Origin of the sequence: Sphingomonas hominis (genome assembly GCF_013328205.1) — a bacterium.
Taxonomy (GTDB): Bacteria; Pseudomonadota; Alphaproteobacteria; order Sphingomonadales; family Sphingomonadaceae; genus Sphingomonas; species Sphingomonas hominis.
Window position 1 is genome coordinate 148,808 of sequence record NZ_JABULH010000002.1, and the last position, 14,721, is coordinate 163,528.

At 67.0% G+C, this 14,721-nt stretch carries 14 protein-coding genes; 5 read left to right on the top strand and 9 right to left on the bottom strand.

Annotated elements, in window-relative coordinates; all coding sequences use genetic code 11:
• Positions 1-133 precede the first annotated feature (133 nt).
• Positions 134-835, top strand: a complete 702-nt coding sequence (locus HRV97_RS05775) for an SEC-C domain-containing protein (RefSeq protein WP_174192950.1) — start codon at positions 134-136, stop codon at positions 833-835.
• Here HRV97_RS05775 and HRV97_RS05780 read toward each other — a convergent pair whose 3' ends face one another.
• From HRV97_RS05780 to HRV97_RS05800, 5 genes are all read right to left on the bottom strand, one after another.
• Positions 836-1,867, bottom strand: coding sequence for a glycosyltransferase family 2 protein (locus HRV97_RS05780; protein WP_174192952.1), 1,032 nt, complete (start codon positions 1,865-1,867; stop codon positions 836-838). It abuts the gene before it with no gap.
• Positions 1,868-2,063: 196 nt separating this feature from the next.
• Positions 2,064-3,497, bottom strand: coding sequence for a M48 family metalloprotease (locus HRV97_RS05785; protein WP_174192953.1), 1,434 nt, complete (start codon positions 3,495-3,497; stop codon positions 2,064-2,066).
• Positions 3,498-3,606: 109 nt separating this feature from the next.
• Entirely contained in the window at positions 3,607-5,427 is a 1,821-nt protein-coding gene (locus HRV97_RS05790; RefSeq protein WP_174192954.1) for a DUF885 domain-containing protein, read from the bottom strand.
• Between the two features lie 244 nt (positions 5,428-5,671).
• Positions 5,672-7,786: a RelA/SpoT family protein gene (locus HRV97_RS05795; protein ID WP_174192955.1), complete on the bottom strand. Its 2,115-nt coding sequence runs from the start codon at positions 7,784-7,786 to the stop codon at positions 5,672-5,674.
• A 152-nt stretch (positions 7,787-7,938) separates the two neighbouring features.
• Positions 7,939-8,277, bottom strand: coding sequence for a CC_3452 family protein (locus HRV97_RS05800; protein ID WP_174192956.1), 339 nt, complete (start codon positions 8,275-8,277; stop codon positions 7,939-7,941).
• A 172-nt stretch (positions 8,278-8,449) separates the two neighbouring features.
• Here HRV97_RS05800 and HRV97_RS05805 point away from each other — a divergent pair, with 172 nt between their 5' ends.
• Entirely contained in the window at positions 8,450-8,920 is a 471-nt protein-coding gene (locus HRV97_RS05805; protein ID WP_174192957.1) for a winged helix-turn-helix transcriptional regulator, read from the top strand.
• Here HRV97_RS05805 and HRV97_RS05810 read toward each other — a convergent pair.
• Genes HRV97_RS05810 through HRV97_RS05825 form a run of 4 tightly spaced genes read right to left on the bottom strand, consistent with a single transcriptional unit; the run spans position 8,917 to position 11,554 of the window.
• Positions 8,917-9,345, bottom strand: coding sequence for an acyl-CoA thioesterase (locus HRV97_RS05810; RefSeq protein WP_174192959.1), 429 nt, complete (start codon positions 9,343-9,345; stop codon positions 8,917-8,919). The two genes, HRV97_RS05805 and HRV97_RS05810, sit on opposite strands and share 4 nt — an antisense overlap.
• A 9-nt stretch (positions 9,346-9,354) precedes the next feature.
• Positions 9,355-10,128, bottom strand: a complete 774-nt coding sequence (locus tag HRV97_RS05815) for a sulfite exporter TauE/SafE family protein (RefSeq protein ID WP_174192961.1) — start codon at positions 10,126-10,128, stop codon at positions 9,355-9,357.
• An 11-nt stretch (positions 10,129-10,139) separates the two neighbouring features.
• On the bottom strand, positions 10,140-10,337 hold the full coding sequence (locus HRV97_RS05820) for a hypothetical protein (protein ID WP_223176644.1): 198 nt from the start codon (positions 10,335-10,337) through the stop codon (positions 10,140-10,142).
• An 8-nt stretch (positions 10,338-10,345) separates the two neighbouring features.
• Positions 10,346-11,554: an LL-diaminopimelate aminotransferase gene (locus tag HRV97_RS05825; RefSeq protein ID WP_174193767.1), complete on the bottom strand. Its 1,209-nt coding sequence runs from the start codon at positions 11,552-11,554 to the stop codon at positions 10,346-10,348.
• Between the two features lie 111 nt (positions 11,555-11,665).
• Between HRV97_RS05825 and HRV97_RS05830 the strand changes: the two genes are divergently transcribed.
• The 3 genes from HRV97_RS05830 (at position 11,666) to clpS (ending at position 14,657) form a co-directional block, all read left to right on the top strand.
• The gene (locus HRV97_RS05830; protein WP_174192965.1) at positions 11,666-13,393 is read left to right on the top strand and encodes a PHA/PHB synthase family protein; all 1,728 of its coding nucleotides are present in this window, start codon (positions 11,666-11,668) and stop codon (positions 13,391-13,393) included.
• 89 nt (positions 13,394-13,482) lie between these two features.
• Entirely contained in the window at positions 13,483-14,175 is a 693-nt protein-coding gene (locus tag HRV97_RS17760) for a TIGR01841 family phasin (protein ID WP_174192967.1), read from the top strand.
• Between the two features lie 149 nt (positions 14,176-14,324).
• Positions 14,325-14,657, top strand: coding sequence for an ATP-dependent Clp protease adapter ClpS (clpS, locus tag HRV97_RS05840; RefSeq protein WP_174193768.1), 333 nt, complete (start codon positions 14,325-14,327; stop codon positions 14,655-14,657).
• Positions 14,658-14,721 lie beyond the last annotated feature (64 nt).

A 14,721-nucleotide genomic window follows, 5' to 3' on the forward strand; every position in this document is an offset into this window, starting at 1 on the left:
TGCGCGCGGCCAACACAAAGGGAAAGCGGGTGCCGGGGTTGGCGGCCGAGACAATGGTTGCGGCTCCGCGTGTTCGGCGCGAAAGACGGGCGATGGTGGCGAGAGCGAGCGGTCGAGCACGTTGGGCAGGCGCATGAGGCAGGGCCACGTCGACCTCGCGCCCCTGGCTCCGCTAGCGAATGAGGTACGCGACGCGGTCTCGCCGAACGTGGACGTGATCGCCGCGCCGCGGGTGCGCGCGATGCCGCAGACCACTGCCTGCATGAACGTCGCGGCAATCGTCGCGGACGAGGGCGGGGCGGCGCGCTATGGCTGGATGGCGCTGTTGTGGCCCGATCGTTTCGTTGAACTGGTGTTTCACGCTTTCTGGGAGCGCGATGGGGAGTACCGCGACGTGACGGCGGCACCGCATCCCGGCTGCGGTGCGTCGACCACGCTGATCCCCGAACCGCGCTTCACGCCGCCCGCCGATATCCGCCTGACCGCGGTCGCGCCCAGTTTCATGCCGCTGTCGCCCGCCGCGATCGACGAGCAATATTTCGCGGTGTCGATGCGCTTCGCCGGCGTGCAGGAACGCTTGTTCGCGCTGGTGGAAGAAGGGCGTGCGGCGCTGGTCGGCGACGGGTTCGACGGCCGCGTCGGCGTTCACGCGCACGACGATGATGCACGCACCAGCATCGCGCGGCTCGCCGCCGAGCAGGCGACGATCCAGGAGGCGAAGGCGCGGCTGCTGCGCGCGATGCGGCGCGGGCGGACCGACCGCGTCGTGCCCGCGCCCGCCGACGCGTGCTGGTGCGGGTCGGGCGCGGCGTTCGCGGGGTGCTGCGGCGCCTGATCAGGCGGCGCGCTCGCCCGCGACCTGTGCCTGGGGGATGATCGTCGTCTCGGCCTGGAAGCCCAGCGTCGCGCGGCCGTGGACCGGACCGGCGATATCGGCGACGAGGTACAAGGGCCGCCGCTTCGCCTCAATGTAGAGCCGGCCGAGATACTCGCCGATCATGCCTAGCACGAACATCTGGATCGAACTCAGCACCACGACGACGAGCATGGTCGAGGTCCAACCCTGCACGCGGTCGCCGGCGAAATAGCCCCAGGCGATGTAGAACAGCAGCAAGAGCGACACGCCTGCGAGCACGACGGACAGATGGCTCGCCCAGCGCAAGGGAGCGGTGGAGAAGCCGGTCACCGCGTCGAGTGCCAGGCGCACCATCTTGCCGAGCGGGTAGTTGGTCTCGCCCGCGTGACGCTCGGCGCGGTCGTAGGGGAAGGGCACCTGGCGGAAGCCGACCCAGGCGACCATGCCGCGGATGAAGCGCGCCTGTTCGGGGAGCGACAGGAGCGCGTCGAGCGCCCGCCTGGTCATCAGGCGGAAGTCGCCGGTGTCGAGCGGGATCGGCGTGTCGGTGACGCGGTCGAGCACGCGGTAGAAGGCGGCGGCGGTCGCGCGCTTGAACATCGTCTCGCCCTGTCGCTTGCGCCGCACCGCGTAGACGACGTCGGCACCCTCACGCGCCATCATCTCGCACATGTCGCCGAGTAGTTCGGGCGGATCCTGCAGGTCGGCGTCGATGATCAGGATATACTGGCCCGCACACAGGTCGAGCCCGGCGGTCAGTGCCAGCTGGTGGCCGTGGTTGCGCGACAGGTTGATCGCGACGACGTGCGCGTCCTCGCTCGCCAACCGCTGCATCGCCGCCCAACTGCCGTCGCGCGAGCCGTCGTTGACCAGCACGATCTCATGGTCGTCGCCCACCACGCCGCGCACCGCCGCCGACACGCGCGCGTGGAGCAGCGGCAAAGTCGCCTCCTCGTTGAAACAAGGAATGACGACGGAGATCGCGGGGCGTTGGACGGGCGTGGCAGGCATGGCTGCGGGGTAAAGCACTGATGCGGTGAAGGCAAAGGGCGAGCGGATGCGATCCGCCGCGTCGCACACCCGCCCAGTCGCTACACGCTTCCGGCCAATGTTTTCCAATAGTGGATCGCAACCCCGCTATCGCCGTATCGGCGAAATGAAGCAGGTCCCAGGTCCAGAATAACGACCAAGTATCCGACGCTATCCGTCAGCCGGCGACGACCAGCTTGACCAGCATCCCCGGCGTCAGCCGCGCGTCGTCGTCCAACCCGTTCAAGGTCAGGAACCGCTCACGCTGGTAGTTGGAATAGGCCATCTGCCGCGCCAGCGTGTCGACCGTGTCGCCCGCCTTGACCGTCGCGATGCGGATGCGCTTGCCCTTGATCGCCGCCGCCTCGCTGGCGGACAGGGGCGCGACGCTCTCGACCAACGGTGCAAAGCCGCCCACGCCGGCGCCGCGCTGCGTGATCAAAGTGAAACTGTAGGTAGCGGACGGGAACCGATAGGCAACAATCGTCGCGTCAACCGCGCGGCCGTTCGCCGAGGCGCCGACCGTTGAATAAGCGAACGGGACGCCACCCGCGCTGCCGGTGCGGACCTCGCCCGCCGATGATGCACCCAGACTGCTGAAACGCTGCGTGATGAAGCCCGACAGGTCGCTGGTCGCGGGCGCGGCGCGGAACTGCGCCTGGCCGGCCGTGCCGGTGACGGTGACCGCGTCGGTGCCGTTGGCGATCTGGTAGCCAGCAGGCGCGGTGAAGCGGACGCGCATCGCAGGATGGCGGAACGTCTGTCCGTCGATCACGCCCTGCGCGGGATCGTCGTCGTAGCGCAGGCCGTCGAGCCGGCGGAGGAACGCGGTGTCCTGCGTCGGTGCGGCGTCGGGCTTGCCCGTCGCCTGCGCCAGTGCGCGCGCGCGGCGGATGCGGTCGGCACCATTGGGGTGGGTCGACGCCCAGCTCGGCACCGCATTGGCGTCGCGCCCGGCGATCTGCGCCTGGAGGCCGGTCGAATCGTTCAACTGCGCCAGCATGTCGGCGGCGGCATAGGGCGTGTAACCCGCAGCGGTGATGTAGCGGACGCCCAACCCGTCGGCGGCATATTCCTGATCGCGGCCGTACTTCAGCGTGTAGAGCCCTGCCGCCTGTCGCGCGCCCGCGCCGAGCAACTGCCCGATCGCGCCATTGCCCGCGACCGCGCCGACGACGCCCGACAACAGCCCGCCGATCGACGAGGTGCGGTTGCGCGCCGCCGAGTGGCGCGCGGCGACGTGGCCGACCTCATGCCCCATCACTGAGGCGAGTTCGGCTTCCGAGTTCATCAGTGCCATCAATTGCCGCGTCACGTAGACGTAGCCGCCGGGGATCGCGAAAGCGTTCTCGATCGGCGAGTTGAGCAGCGCCACGGTGAAATCGTTCTGCGCGTTCGACAGGCCGGACTGCACCGCGACGCGCTTGCCGACCTGCTCGACATAGGTGGCCTGCGGGCCGTCATATTTGCCGCCGAACTCGGCGAGCAATTGCGGGTTGGCCTGCGCGCCCTGCGAACGCTCGCTCGCGGAGATTGCGCGGACGCTGCCCGACTGGGCAGCGGCTGGGGCCGCGCAGGTGACGAGCGCGGTGGCGGCAAGCAGATAACGCATAACATTCCTCCCGATCCGGTCAGAATGCAGGAGGGCGGCGAAGGGTTGCAAGCAGGCGCGGGTATGCTCGCGCCTGCCCGGAGTTGGTCGAGCGTCGGTCGGGCGTCGGTCAAGCGACCGAGCGCGCGCGCTCCTCGACGATCCGCTCCAACATCGATAGCGGCATCGCGCCCGACTCGAGCACGTCGTGGAAATGCTTGATGTCGAACTTCGCGCCCGAGATCTTCTTGGCATTGTCGCGCGCGCGCAGCCACGCGGCGTGGCCGATCTTGTAGGAACATGCTTGTCCCGGCGAGACGCAGTAACGCTCGACCTCGCGCTGCGAGCGCCCGCGAGCGAACCCGACCGTGTTGACGAAATAGTCAGTCGCCTGCGCGTGGGTCCAACGCTTCGTATGGATGCCGGTGTCGGCCACCAGCCGCGCGGCGCGGAACAGGAAGCTTTGCAGATAACCGGCGCGCTCGACCGGCGTCGCGTAGCCGCCGATCTCGTCGGCGAGCTGCTCGGCGTAGAGCGCCCAGCCTTCGAGATAGGCGTTGAAGAAGGCGATCTTGCGCAACGGGTGCGTCGGCGCGCGCTGCGCGGTCGAGATCTGCAGGTGATGCCCCGGCACGCCCTCGTGATAGGTCAGGCTCGGCAGCGTGTACTTGGGCCAGTCGCCGACGCCTTTCAGGTTGATCCAGTAGATCGCAGGCCGCGATCCGTCGAGCGGGGCGCGAAAGTAGTAGCCGTTGGGTGCACCGTCCTGGATCGACGGATCGACGCGCTTGATCTCGAGCGGCGCGGTGGGCGGATTGCTGAACACGCGCGGCAGCCTTGCCTGCATCGCGGCATTGCTCTGGTTCAGGCTGGCGAGCAGCGCGGCGCGCCCGGCGTCGCTGTCGGGGTAGAGCTGCGCCGGCGACTTGTTGAGCTGGTCGAGCCGCGCACCGACGCTGCCTTTGGTCAGTCCCTGACCCTTCAGGATCGCGTCGAGCTGCGCGGTCAGATCGGCGACCTGCTCCAGCCCCATGCGATGCACCTCGTCCGGGCTGAGCGTCGTGGTGGTCGATTGTGCGAGCGCGGCGGCGTAGAGCGCGTCGCCGCCGGGGATCGCCCACACGCCCGCGTCCGAGCGCGCGGTGCGGCGCAGCTCCTTCACCAGCGCGATCTGCCGGTCGAGTGCCGGGTAGACCTGCGCCTCGACGATCTTGGTCGCGCGCGCCTGCCAGTCGCCGGGCAGGTTCGCCGCCTTGGCGCGGATGACCAGCGACTGGACCAGCCCGCTCTGTGCCGCCGGCGCCCCGCGCAGCTTGGCCATCTGTCCCAAGGTCAGATCGAGCGAGAAGTCGGGCGCGACGCGGCCCTTCGCTGCCTCCTGCCGCTGTACCGCACTCTCGTTGTCGAGCTGGCGTTCCATCAACCCGAGGCGGTCGAGATACGCCTCAGCATCGTCGGCGGTCTTGACCGGGTGGGTCGAGGCGAGGAAGTCGGGCAGCGAGAAATACACGCCGTCCTGCTGCGAGATCGGATACGGCCCCTGCGGCGACCCGAGCCCGAACCGCTCCGGCCCGACCATCTGCGAATCGATGTTGTAGAGCACGACCTCGCGATCGATCTTCGCCTGCGGCGACAGCGTGTCGGGCGACACCGCGGCTACCTCGGCGCGCATTTGCTTGGCGCGGGCGAGGTCCTTGGCGAGTGCGTCGGGCGAGTTGTCGCCCAGTTCGTGGCGCAGGTGCGCGTTCGCGCCCTTGTCGAAGCCGAGCGAGGTGGCGAATTCGGGTGCGTTCGCGACCGTTTCCGCCAGCACGCGGTCGAACGCGGCGGTCAGTTTTCCGTCGCCGGGCGCGGCAGGGGCGCCGGCTGTCTGCGCCAAGGCACGCGACAACGGCATGGCGGCGAGCGCGGCGGTCGCGGTTCCGGCGGCGAGGAAGTGGCGGCGATCCATGCGGGCATCCTGTGCAGGAGAGAAAATCAGGGATGCGAGCCTAACCGTCCCCACAGGTGTTGCAAGGGGGTAAGACACGTGCTCATCGTATTGAGTAAGCGGCGCTGTTGGGTTTCAATCGATATCAGCTGCCGTTGCCCCGGACTTGATCCGAGACTCCGCTTCTATCGATCCGCTGGACAGTAGCGGGACTCCGGATCAAGTCCGGGGTGACGAAGCAAAGCGGGGCGATCGGATAACCCGCTCACACCCGTTCGGCGGCGTTCACCATGTCGGCGGCGCGCAACGCGGCGAGCAGGCGCATCAACTGATGCGCATCGTGCACCTCGACGTCGATCGTGTTGGTGTGGAATTGCGTGTCGCGGTTGTCGAGCCGGATGTTGATGATGTTCGCCTTGTGCTGACCGATCACGGTTGCGAGCGCGCCCAGCGCACCGGGTTCGTTGCGCACTTCCACCGAGATGCGCGCGGTCGCGCCCTCGGTCTTGTTGCCCCATTTGACGTCGATCCAGTCGGTTTCCTCGTTGCTGCGATCGGCCAGCTCGGCGAGCGTCGGGCAGTCGATCGCGTGCACCTCGATCGACGCGTCCGGGCGCCTCAGGCCGACGATGCGGTCGCCCGGCACCGGGTGACAACAAGTGCCGAGTTCATAGGCGACGCCGGGCGCCAGTCCCTCGATCGAGATCGCGCCCGATTGCGGCGCGTGCGCGATGTCGAACCCGGCGGAACCGGGCATTAGCGCTTCCATCACCTGCGCGTCGGTCAGCGTTTTGCGCGCGATCGCCTGCATCAGCGCGGCCTCGTCCGGCATCTTGAGCCGCGGCAGCGCGTGGGTCAGCGCGTCGGCGGCGAGGACGGCAGGCAGGCGGAAGACGATGTCGTCGTACAGCTTGCGCCCGAGCGCGATCGACTGCTCGCGCTCGGCGGAACGCAGGTGGCGGCGGATCGCGGCCAGCGCCTTGCCGGTGATTGCGAACGACAGCCAGTTCGCCTGCGGCTCCTGCGCCTTGCTGCGCAGGACCTGCACCTGATCGCCGTTCTCGATCGCGGTGCGCAAGGGAACGACGCGGCCGTTGATCTTCGCGCCAACCGCCTGGTCGCCCAAATCGGTGTGGACCGCATAAGCGAAGTCGATCGGGGTCGCGCCCTTGGGTAGCTGGATCAGCTCACCCTTGGGCGTGAAGGCGAAAATGCGATCCTGGTACATCGCCATGCGCGTGTGCTCGAGCAATTCCTCGGGCGTTTCGGCATTGTCGAGGATCTCGACCAGATCGGCGATCCAGCTCGGGCGATTGTCCGGGCCGGCCGGAGCGGCGTGATCACCCTCCTGCTTGTACGCCCAATGCGCGGCGAGGCCATATTCGGCCTCGGCGTGCATCTCCTCCGTGCGGATCTGGATCTCGATGCGGCGGTTCTCGGCGTGGATCACGCTGGTGTGGAGCGAGCGATAGCCGTTGCGCTTGGGCGTTGAGATGAAGTCCTTGAAGCGCCCCGGCACCATCGGCCAGCGCCCGTGAATGATGCCGAGCGCGCGGTAACAATCCTCGATCGTCGGCACGATAACGCGGAACGCCATGATGTCGGACAGCTGCTCGAAGCTGATGTGGCGCTCCTGCATCTTGCGCCAGATGCTGTACGGGTGCTTCTCGCGCCCGGTCACCTCACCCTCGATCCCCTTGCGCGCGAGCAGCAGCTTCAGTCCCGAGCCGATCTTGGCGATCCGGTCGCCGCCGCCTTCATTCAACAGCGCGAGCCGTTTGGTGATCGATTCGTACGCCTCGGGTTCGAGCTGCTGGAAGGCGAGCGTCTGCATCTCCTTCATGAACTCGTACATGCCGATCCGCTCGGCGAGCGGGGCGTAGATGTCCATCGTCTCCTTGGCGATGCGGCGGCGCTTCTCGGGCTTGGCGATGAAGTGCAGCGTGCGCATGTTGTGGAGCCGGTCGGCGAGCTTCACCAGCAGCACGCGAATGTCGCCCGACATCGCGAGCAGGAACTTGCGCAAATTTTCCGCCGCGCGCTCGCTCTCGGTCTGCGCCTCGATCTTCGACAGCTTGGTCACCCCGTCGACCAGCCGCGCGACGTTGCCGCCGAAGATGCGCTCGATCTCCTCGGGCGTCGCGACCGTATCCTCGACCGTGTCGTGCAGGATCGCGGTGGCGATCGTCTCGTCGTCGAGGTGGAGCTCGGTCAGGATGCCGGCCACCTCGATCGGATGGCTGAAATACGGGTCGCCGTTGGCGCGTTTCTGCGTCCCGTGCGCGTTGACCGAGAAGACATAGGCGCGGTTGAGCATCGCCTCGTCGGCGTCGGGGTCGTAGTCGAGCACCCGGTCGACCAATTCGTACTGTCTGAGCACGTCGCTAGGATGGGGTGATTGGCTGCTGCTTTGCAACACAATTGCTTCGACCGGTCTGATCGAGCGAACAAAAAAGAGCCCCGGTCGCGGGAGTTGCGACCGGGGCTCACGAACTCGCGGCTAATCTGGCCGCGATCTGGGGAAGGGAAGGATCAGTTGGCGGCGACGCTCTGCGTCGGCACGCCGGCCTTGCCGTTGCACTTGTCGAGCTGGGCGGCGTCATACGCCTTGCCGCCGGCGCTGAATGAGGCGAGCCCGCCGACGTTGCGCGCGACGAGTTGGCACAGCACCGTGTCACGCTCGGGCGCGCGCGCGGCGACGAAGGCGCCGTTCTGCTGCGACCACAAGGTCGAGCGCGTGATCAGCCGCGTCTTCTCGACCTTCGCCAGCGGGGTAGCGACATAGTAGCCGCCCGGCGCCTGGGCCTGCACGCCCGTGGCTGCGATGATGGCAGCGGTAGCGATCAGCGAGGAAGCGAGACGACGGATCATGGGGAGGCTCCGTGGAGAATGGTTGCGAAAAGCTACCTAGATCGGTGGCTGTTCAGTTGCAAGAGGAAACTCGCATGTGCGAGTAGCGAATCGCAACTTACTTTGCGCTGATACGAAAGCGTTTCGGCGCGTCTGTGCGTTGCGCTAGGTTCGCGCGCGAAGAGGATGTGTGATGGGTCAAGTGCGTGAAAATCTTGCCGAATGCTCGCTGCCCGCGGCGCTGGAGCTGATGGGTGACCGTTGGGCGTTCCTGATCCTGCGCGCGGCGTTCAACGGCTTGCACCATTTCGAGGAGCTGCAAGGGGAGCTCGGCATCGCGCGCAACATCCTCGCCAGTCGATTGGCACGCTTCGTCGAGCATGGGTTAATGGAACGCGCCAGCGTGCCGGAGGACCGGCGCAAGGTCGTCTACAATCTGACCGACAAGGGGTTCGCGCTGCTGCCGGCGATGGTGGCACTCCGGCAATGGGGCGAGCGGTGGGAGACGGGTAGCCCGGCGTTCCCGATTCTGGTCGACGTGCGCGATGGCCGTCCGATCCAGCAGGTCGCAGTGCTTAGCCACGACGGTCGCACGCTCGGCAAGGGCGACCTGCATTGGGCGCTGCCGGGCGATGTCGAGCATGCCGCGACGTGCGGCGACTAGGCGCTCGGCAGTTGCTCCAGATGCGCGCGGATCGCAGGCGATAGCGGCACCGGGCGTCCACTCGCCAGGTCGACGTTGACGCTCACCATCGTGATCGCGCAGCACAAGGTGCCGGTGGCGGGGTTCACCAGCTCGAATCGTTTGGTGATGCTGGTGGTGCCGAGCCGCTCGATCCGTACGAACGCCTGCACCTCGTCGCCCAAACGGAACGAGGATAGGTAATCGAGCTCGGCGCGGCGGACGTTGAACTCGGTGTGGCGCCATTCGTCGCCCAGCGCCTCGGCGATCCCAGTCCACGCCCAGAACTCGGTCACCGCCACGTCGGCATATTCGAGGTAGCGCGAGTTGAAGACGATCTTCTGCCCGTCGATCTCGGCGTAACGCACCTTGAAGCGGGTGGAGAAGGCGAAGCCGGGGCGGGACATGGGATTCCTTTAGAACAGCAGCCGCACGCCGACGATCGCGAGCGTGGCGGCGAGGACCGGAGTCAGCACGCGGTCGGACACGCGTGTCGCGACCAGGCTGCCGACGATGATGCCGGGGATCGAGCCGAGCAGCAGCGAGACGAGCAGGCTCACGTCAACCGAGCCGATCCACCAATGGCCGATGCCGGCGATCAGCGTCAGCGGCACCGCGTGCGCGATGTCTGACCCGACCAGCCGGTTAACCGGCAGGTGGGGGTAGAGGATCAGCAGCGCGGTCATGCCGAGCGCGCCCGCGCCGACCGAGGTGAGCGAGACCATCACGCCCAGGACGATGCCGAGCAGGATCGTCAGCCCCCGCAATCGCCGCGGCGACATCGCGGAAAAGCGCGGCGCGAGCCTGGCGACGATCCGCGCGCGGAAGAACAGCGCCACCGCGGTCGCGACCAGCGCGGCGCCGAGCACCCACGCGATCACGTCGCTCAGATCGCTGGTGCGCGCGGTACGGCTGAGCACCAGCAAGGTCAGGATCGTCGCCGGCACGCTGCCGATCGCCAGCCGTCGCACCACCGACCATTCCACCGTCCCGCGCGCGCCGTGCACCGTGGTGCCGACCGCCTTGGTCGCGGAGGCGTAGAGCAGGTCGGTGCCGACCGCGGTGGTCGGGTGGAAGCCGAACAGCAGCACCAGAAGCGGCGTCATCAGCGACCCGCCACCGACGCCGGTCAGCCCGACGAGCATCCCAACGAACACGCCCGCGAGCGAGTAGAGCGGTGTGATCGTCATCGCGTTCGTCCCTACCGATCGCCGATGGCGCGTGTCGCAGCCGCGAGCGGCGGCGAGCCGATGTAGCGGCGCCGCTGCCATGTCGGCGCTTCCCGTCTAGCGACGAACCAACACTGTGCGAGCGGCAGGCGGGCGAGCGTCAGCGTGCCAGCGACCGCGTCAGCGATCTCGGCGGTGGCGACGCGGCCGCGCTCGGCACCGTCGTGCAACGAGCGCGTCAAACGCTGGCGCGGCCGGGCGTGTTGACGCCCATCGACTGCAGGTAGCGCTTCACGTTGCGCGCGGCCTGGCGCAGCCGCTGCTCGTTCTCGACCATCGCGATCCGCACGAAACCCTCGCCATTCTCGCCGTAGCCGACGCCGGGGGCGACCGCGACATGCGCGTGGGTGAGGAGCTGCTTCGAGAATTCGAGGCTGCCGAGATGCGCGAGCGCGGGCGGCAGCGGCGCCCAGGCGAACATGCTGGCGGGCGGTGCCGGAATGTCCCAGCCGGCACGCGCGAAGCTTTCCACCATCACGTCGCGGCGCTTGTGGTAGAGTTGCCGGTTCTTCTCCACGATGTCCTGCGGGCCGTTCAACGCCGCGCACGCCGCCGCCTGGATCGGCGTGAACGCGCCGTAATCGAGATAGGATTTCACCCGCGTCATCGCCGCGATCAGCGTCTTGTTACCGACCGCGAACCCGATCCGCCAACCCGCCATCGAATAGGTCTTGCTGAGCGAGGTGAACTCGATCGCGATGTCCTTCGCGCCCTTGACCTGAAGGATCGATGGCGTCGGCTTGCCGTCGAAATACAGCTCGGAATAGGCGAGGTCGGAGATGATCCACACGCCGTTGTCGCGCGCCCAGGCGACCAGCCGCTCGTAGAAGGCGAGGTCGACCGCCTCAGCGGTCGGGTTCGACGGGTAGTTCACCACCAGCACGCTCGGGCGCGGCACGGTGAAGTTCATCGCGCGCTCGAGGCTCTCGAAATAGGCGTCGTCGGGCGTCGTCGGCACCGCGCGGATCGTCGCGCCCGCGATGATGAAGCCGAAGGTGTGGATCGGGTAGGACGGATTGGGCGCCAGCACCACGTCGCCCGGCGCGGTGATCGCGGTGGCGAGGCTGGCGAGCCCTTCCTTCGAGCCCATCGTCACGACGACCTCGGTCTCGGGATCGACCTCGACCCCGAAGCGACGACCATAGTAATTCGCCTGCGCGCGGCGCAGGCCGGGAATGCCCTTTGATGCGGAATAGCCGTGCGCGTCGGGCTTCTTCGCCACCTCGACCAATTTGTCGATGACGTGGTCGGGCGGGGGCAGGTCGGGGTTGCCCATGCCGAGGTCGATGATGTCCTCGCCGCCCGCGCGCGCCGCGGCCCGCATCGCGTTCACTTCCGCGATCACGTACGGTGGCAGACGCTTCATGCGGTAGAATTCGTCGGACATCATGCTCCCTCTCGTGCGTTTCCTATAAAGGTGATCGCCGCTAGATACTAATGGCGGTTCTGCTTCACCGCGGCAAAGATAAAGCCGTGGGGCAGCGCGAATACAGGAGAGATGCCGGTGGCCGATCGAACCAGCAGCACGAACGGTGGTGACGCGCCCAAGTCGCCCGCCGCCGCCGCGGTCGAGCAGTGGACCGCGCTGATGACGCAGGCGCAATCGGCGATGGTGGAGGCGGGGAACGCGCTGCCCGGTGTCGCGCAAAGGCAGGCGGCGCGCCAGGTGGCCGATTTCTGGCGCGACCAGCTCGGGCTGTGGGAACGCTTCATGACGCCCGCTCCCGCAACCGAGCGCCCCCCGGAGAAGGACAAGCGCTTCGCCGACGAGGCGTGGCGCAGCAATCCCGCATTCGACTGGATTCGGCAGAGCTATGCGCTGCTGTCCGACCACCTGCTGCGCGGTGTCGACGCGCTCGACGGGGTGGACGAGGCACAGCGCGCGCAGCTGCGCTTCGCCGCCCGCGGCTTCGTCGACGCGATGAGCCCGTCGAACTTTCCTTTCACCAACCCACAGGTGATGCAGGAGGTGCTGGAAACCAACGGCCAGAATCTGGTCAAAGGCATGCAGAACCTCGTCGTCGATCTGGGCAAGGGGCAGTTGACGCACACCGACGCGACCGCGTTCGAGCTCGGCCGCAACTTGGCCGTCACGCCCGGCCAAGTGGTGAAGCGCACGCCGCTCTACGAACTGATCCACTATGCGCCGACGACCGAGCGGGTGCTGGCAACGCCGCTGGTGATCTTTCCGCCGTGGATCAACCGCTTCTACATCCTCGACCTGACGCCGGAGAAGAGCTTCATCCGCTGGGCGGTCGCGCAGGGCGTCAGCGTGTTCATGGTGTCGTGGAAATCCGCCGACGCGAGTATGGCCGACGTGACCTGGGACGATTACGTGTCCGCGCAGATCGACGCGATCGACACGGTTCGCGATCTGCTGGGCGTGCCGGACGTCCACGCGATCGGTTACTGCGTCGCGGGCACCACCCTCGCTGCGACGCTCGCCTATTTGTCAGCGCATGGCGAGGCGGCCAAGGTCAGGAGCGCGACCTTCTTCACCGCCCAAGTCGATTTCTCCGACGCGGGCGAGCTCAAGCATTTCGTCACCGACGAGCAGCTCGGGCTGATCCGCTCGCTGTCGCCTGACGGTTTCCTTGACGGGCGCTACATGGCGGCGACGTTCAACCTGCTGCGCGGGCGCGACCTGATCTGGAACTACGTCACCAACAATTATCTGCTGGGGAAAGACTATCCCGCCTTCGACCTGCTGCACTGGAACGGCGACGTCACCAACCTGCCTAGCGGTTGGCACCAGAGCTACCTGACCGATCTGTACCGCGACAATTTGTTGGTCGAACCGGGTCGCATGTCGGTGAACGGCACGCCGCTCGACCTCACCCGCGTCGAGACGCCTGCTTATGTCCAGGCAGGGCGCGAGGACCATATCGCCCCGGCGGAGAGCGTGTGGGCGTTGACGCGGCACTTCCGCGGCCCGGTTCGCTTCGTGCTCGCGGGCTCGGGGCATATCGCGGGCGTAGTCAATCCGCCGGCAGCGAAGAAGTACCAATATTGGACCGCGGACACCGAGGGCGGCGCACCGTGCGAGACGCTCGTCGACTTCGTGGCGGCGGCAAAGGAGACCAAGGGAAGCTGGTGGCCCGACTGGAGCGAGTGGCTGCGTGGACACGGCGACGGCACCGTGGAAGCGACCGGTGCGAGGGTGCCGGGCGAGGGTGCCTTGCCCGCGATCGAGCCCGCGCCGGGACGCTACGTTCGCCAGCGCTGATCGATCTTGCTGCACTGCACAAAAATGCTTGTAGCGACGCACAAGAACTATTATTGTGCAATGCAGCAAGAATGGATGAGGAAGCGTTTGTGGCCGATGTGACCGCCAAACCGCGGGCTGCCCGCACGTCGAAGCGCGCACCTGTCGCCGTCCCGTTCATGCCCGATGCGCAGGCCACTGCCGACAAGCCGCTGACCGAGATCATCGAGGACGTCGCGCATTTGCCGATCAATGCGGCTCCTAGCGCTGACACGGTGCAGGTCGAGACGGCAGCAGCCGAGCCGGCATCCGACGCTGCGCCGCACTCTGATCCCGAACCTACGACCGCCGCAACGACGGCACCCGACAGCCAAGAGGACCATATCATGACCGACACGATGCAGAACACCGCTGAGACGATGCAGGCAAACGCGCAGGACGCGATGTCGAAGGGCAAGCAGACGTTCGAGGAAATCACCGCTTTTGGTCAAGGCAACGTCGAGGCGATGGTTGAGTCGACCCGCGTCGCGGTGAAGGGCGTCGAGGCGATGGCGCAGGCGCGCGCCGCCTTTGCCAAGCAGTCGTTCGAGGCGACCATCGCCACGTTCAAGTCGATGGCCGAGGTCCGCACCCCGACCGACTTCTTCAAGCTGCAGGGCGATTACCTGCGCGATTCGATGGACGCGCTGGTTGCCGAGACCTCGCGCTCGACCGAAGCGACGCTGAAGCTGGTCGGCGAGATCGCGCAGCCGATCCAGAACCGCGTCGCGCTCGCCGCCGAGAAGGTGCGCGCCGTCGCCTGATCTGACGATCAAGTCTCTTGGAGGGCGGCCGGGCGACATGCACGGCCGCCCTTTTCGTGTCGGCGGCCCTTGCCCTCGGACGGTCTGTTGCCATATTTTGCGGCGTGCGCGTGATGTCCAACCAGCAATTTCCTGATCTGCCGCTTCAGATGGCGGAGCGTCGCGGCGATGACAGCGACGGTGACGGTACCGGCGTTGGCATCGCGACGCGTACGCGCGCCAAGACCAAGAAGCCGACGCCGTACCGCGTGCTGATGCTCAACGACGATTACACGCCGATGGAATTTGTCGTGCTGTGCCTGCAACGATTCTTCCGCATGAATGCCGAGGAAGCGACGCGCGTGATGCTCCACGTTCATCAGAAGGGCGTCGGGGTCTGCGGCGTCTTCTCCTACGAAGTCGCGGAAACCAAGGTCAGTCAGGTGATGGATTTTGCGCGTCAGCACCAGCACCCTCTGCAATGCACGCTGGAGAAGGCGTGATCCTCGCTCGGCGTGGCTTGGCAATCGGCTGAGCGCGGTTAGTCTCCCGATCCAAGGCGAGGGA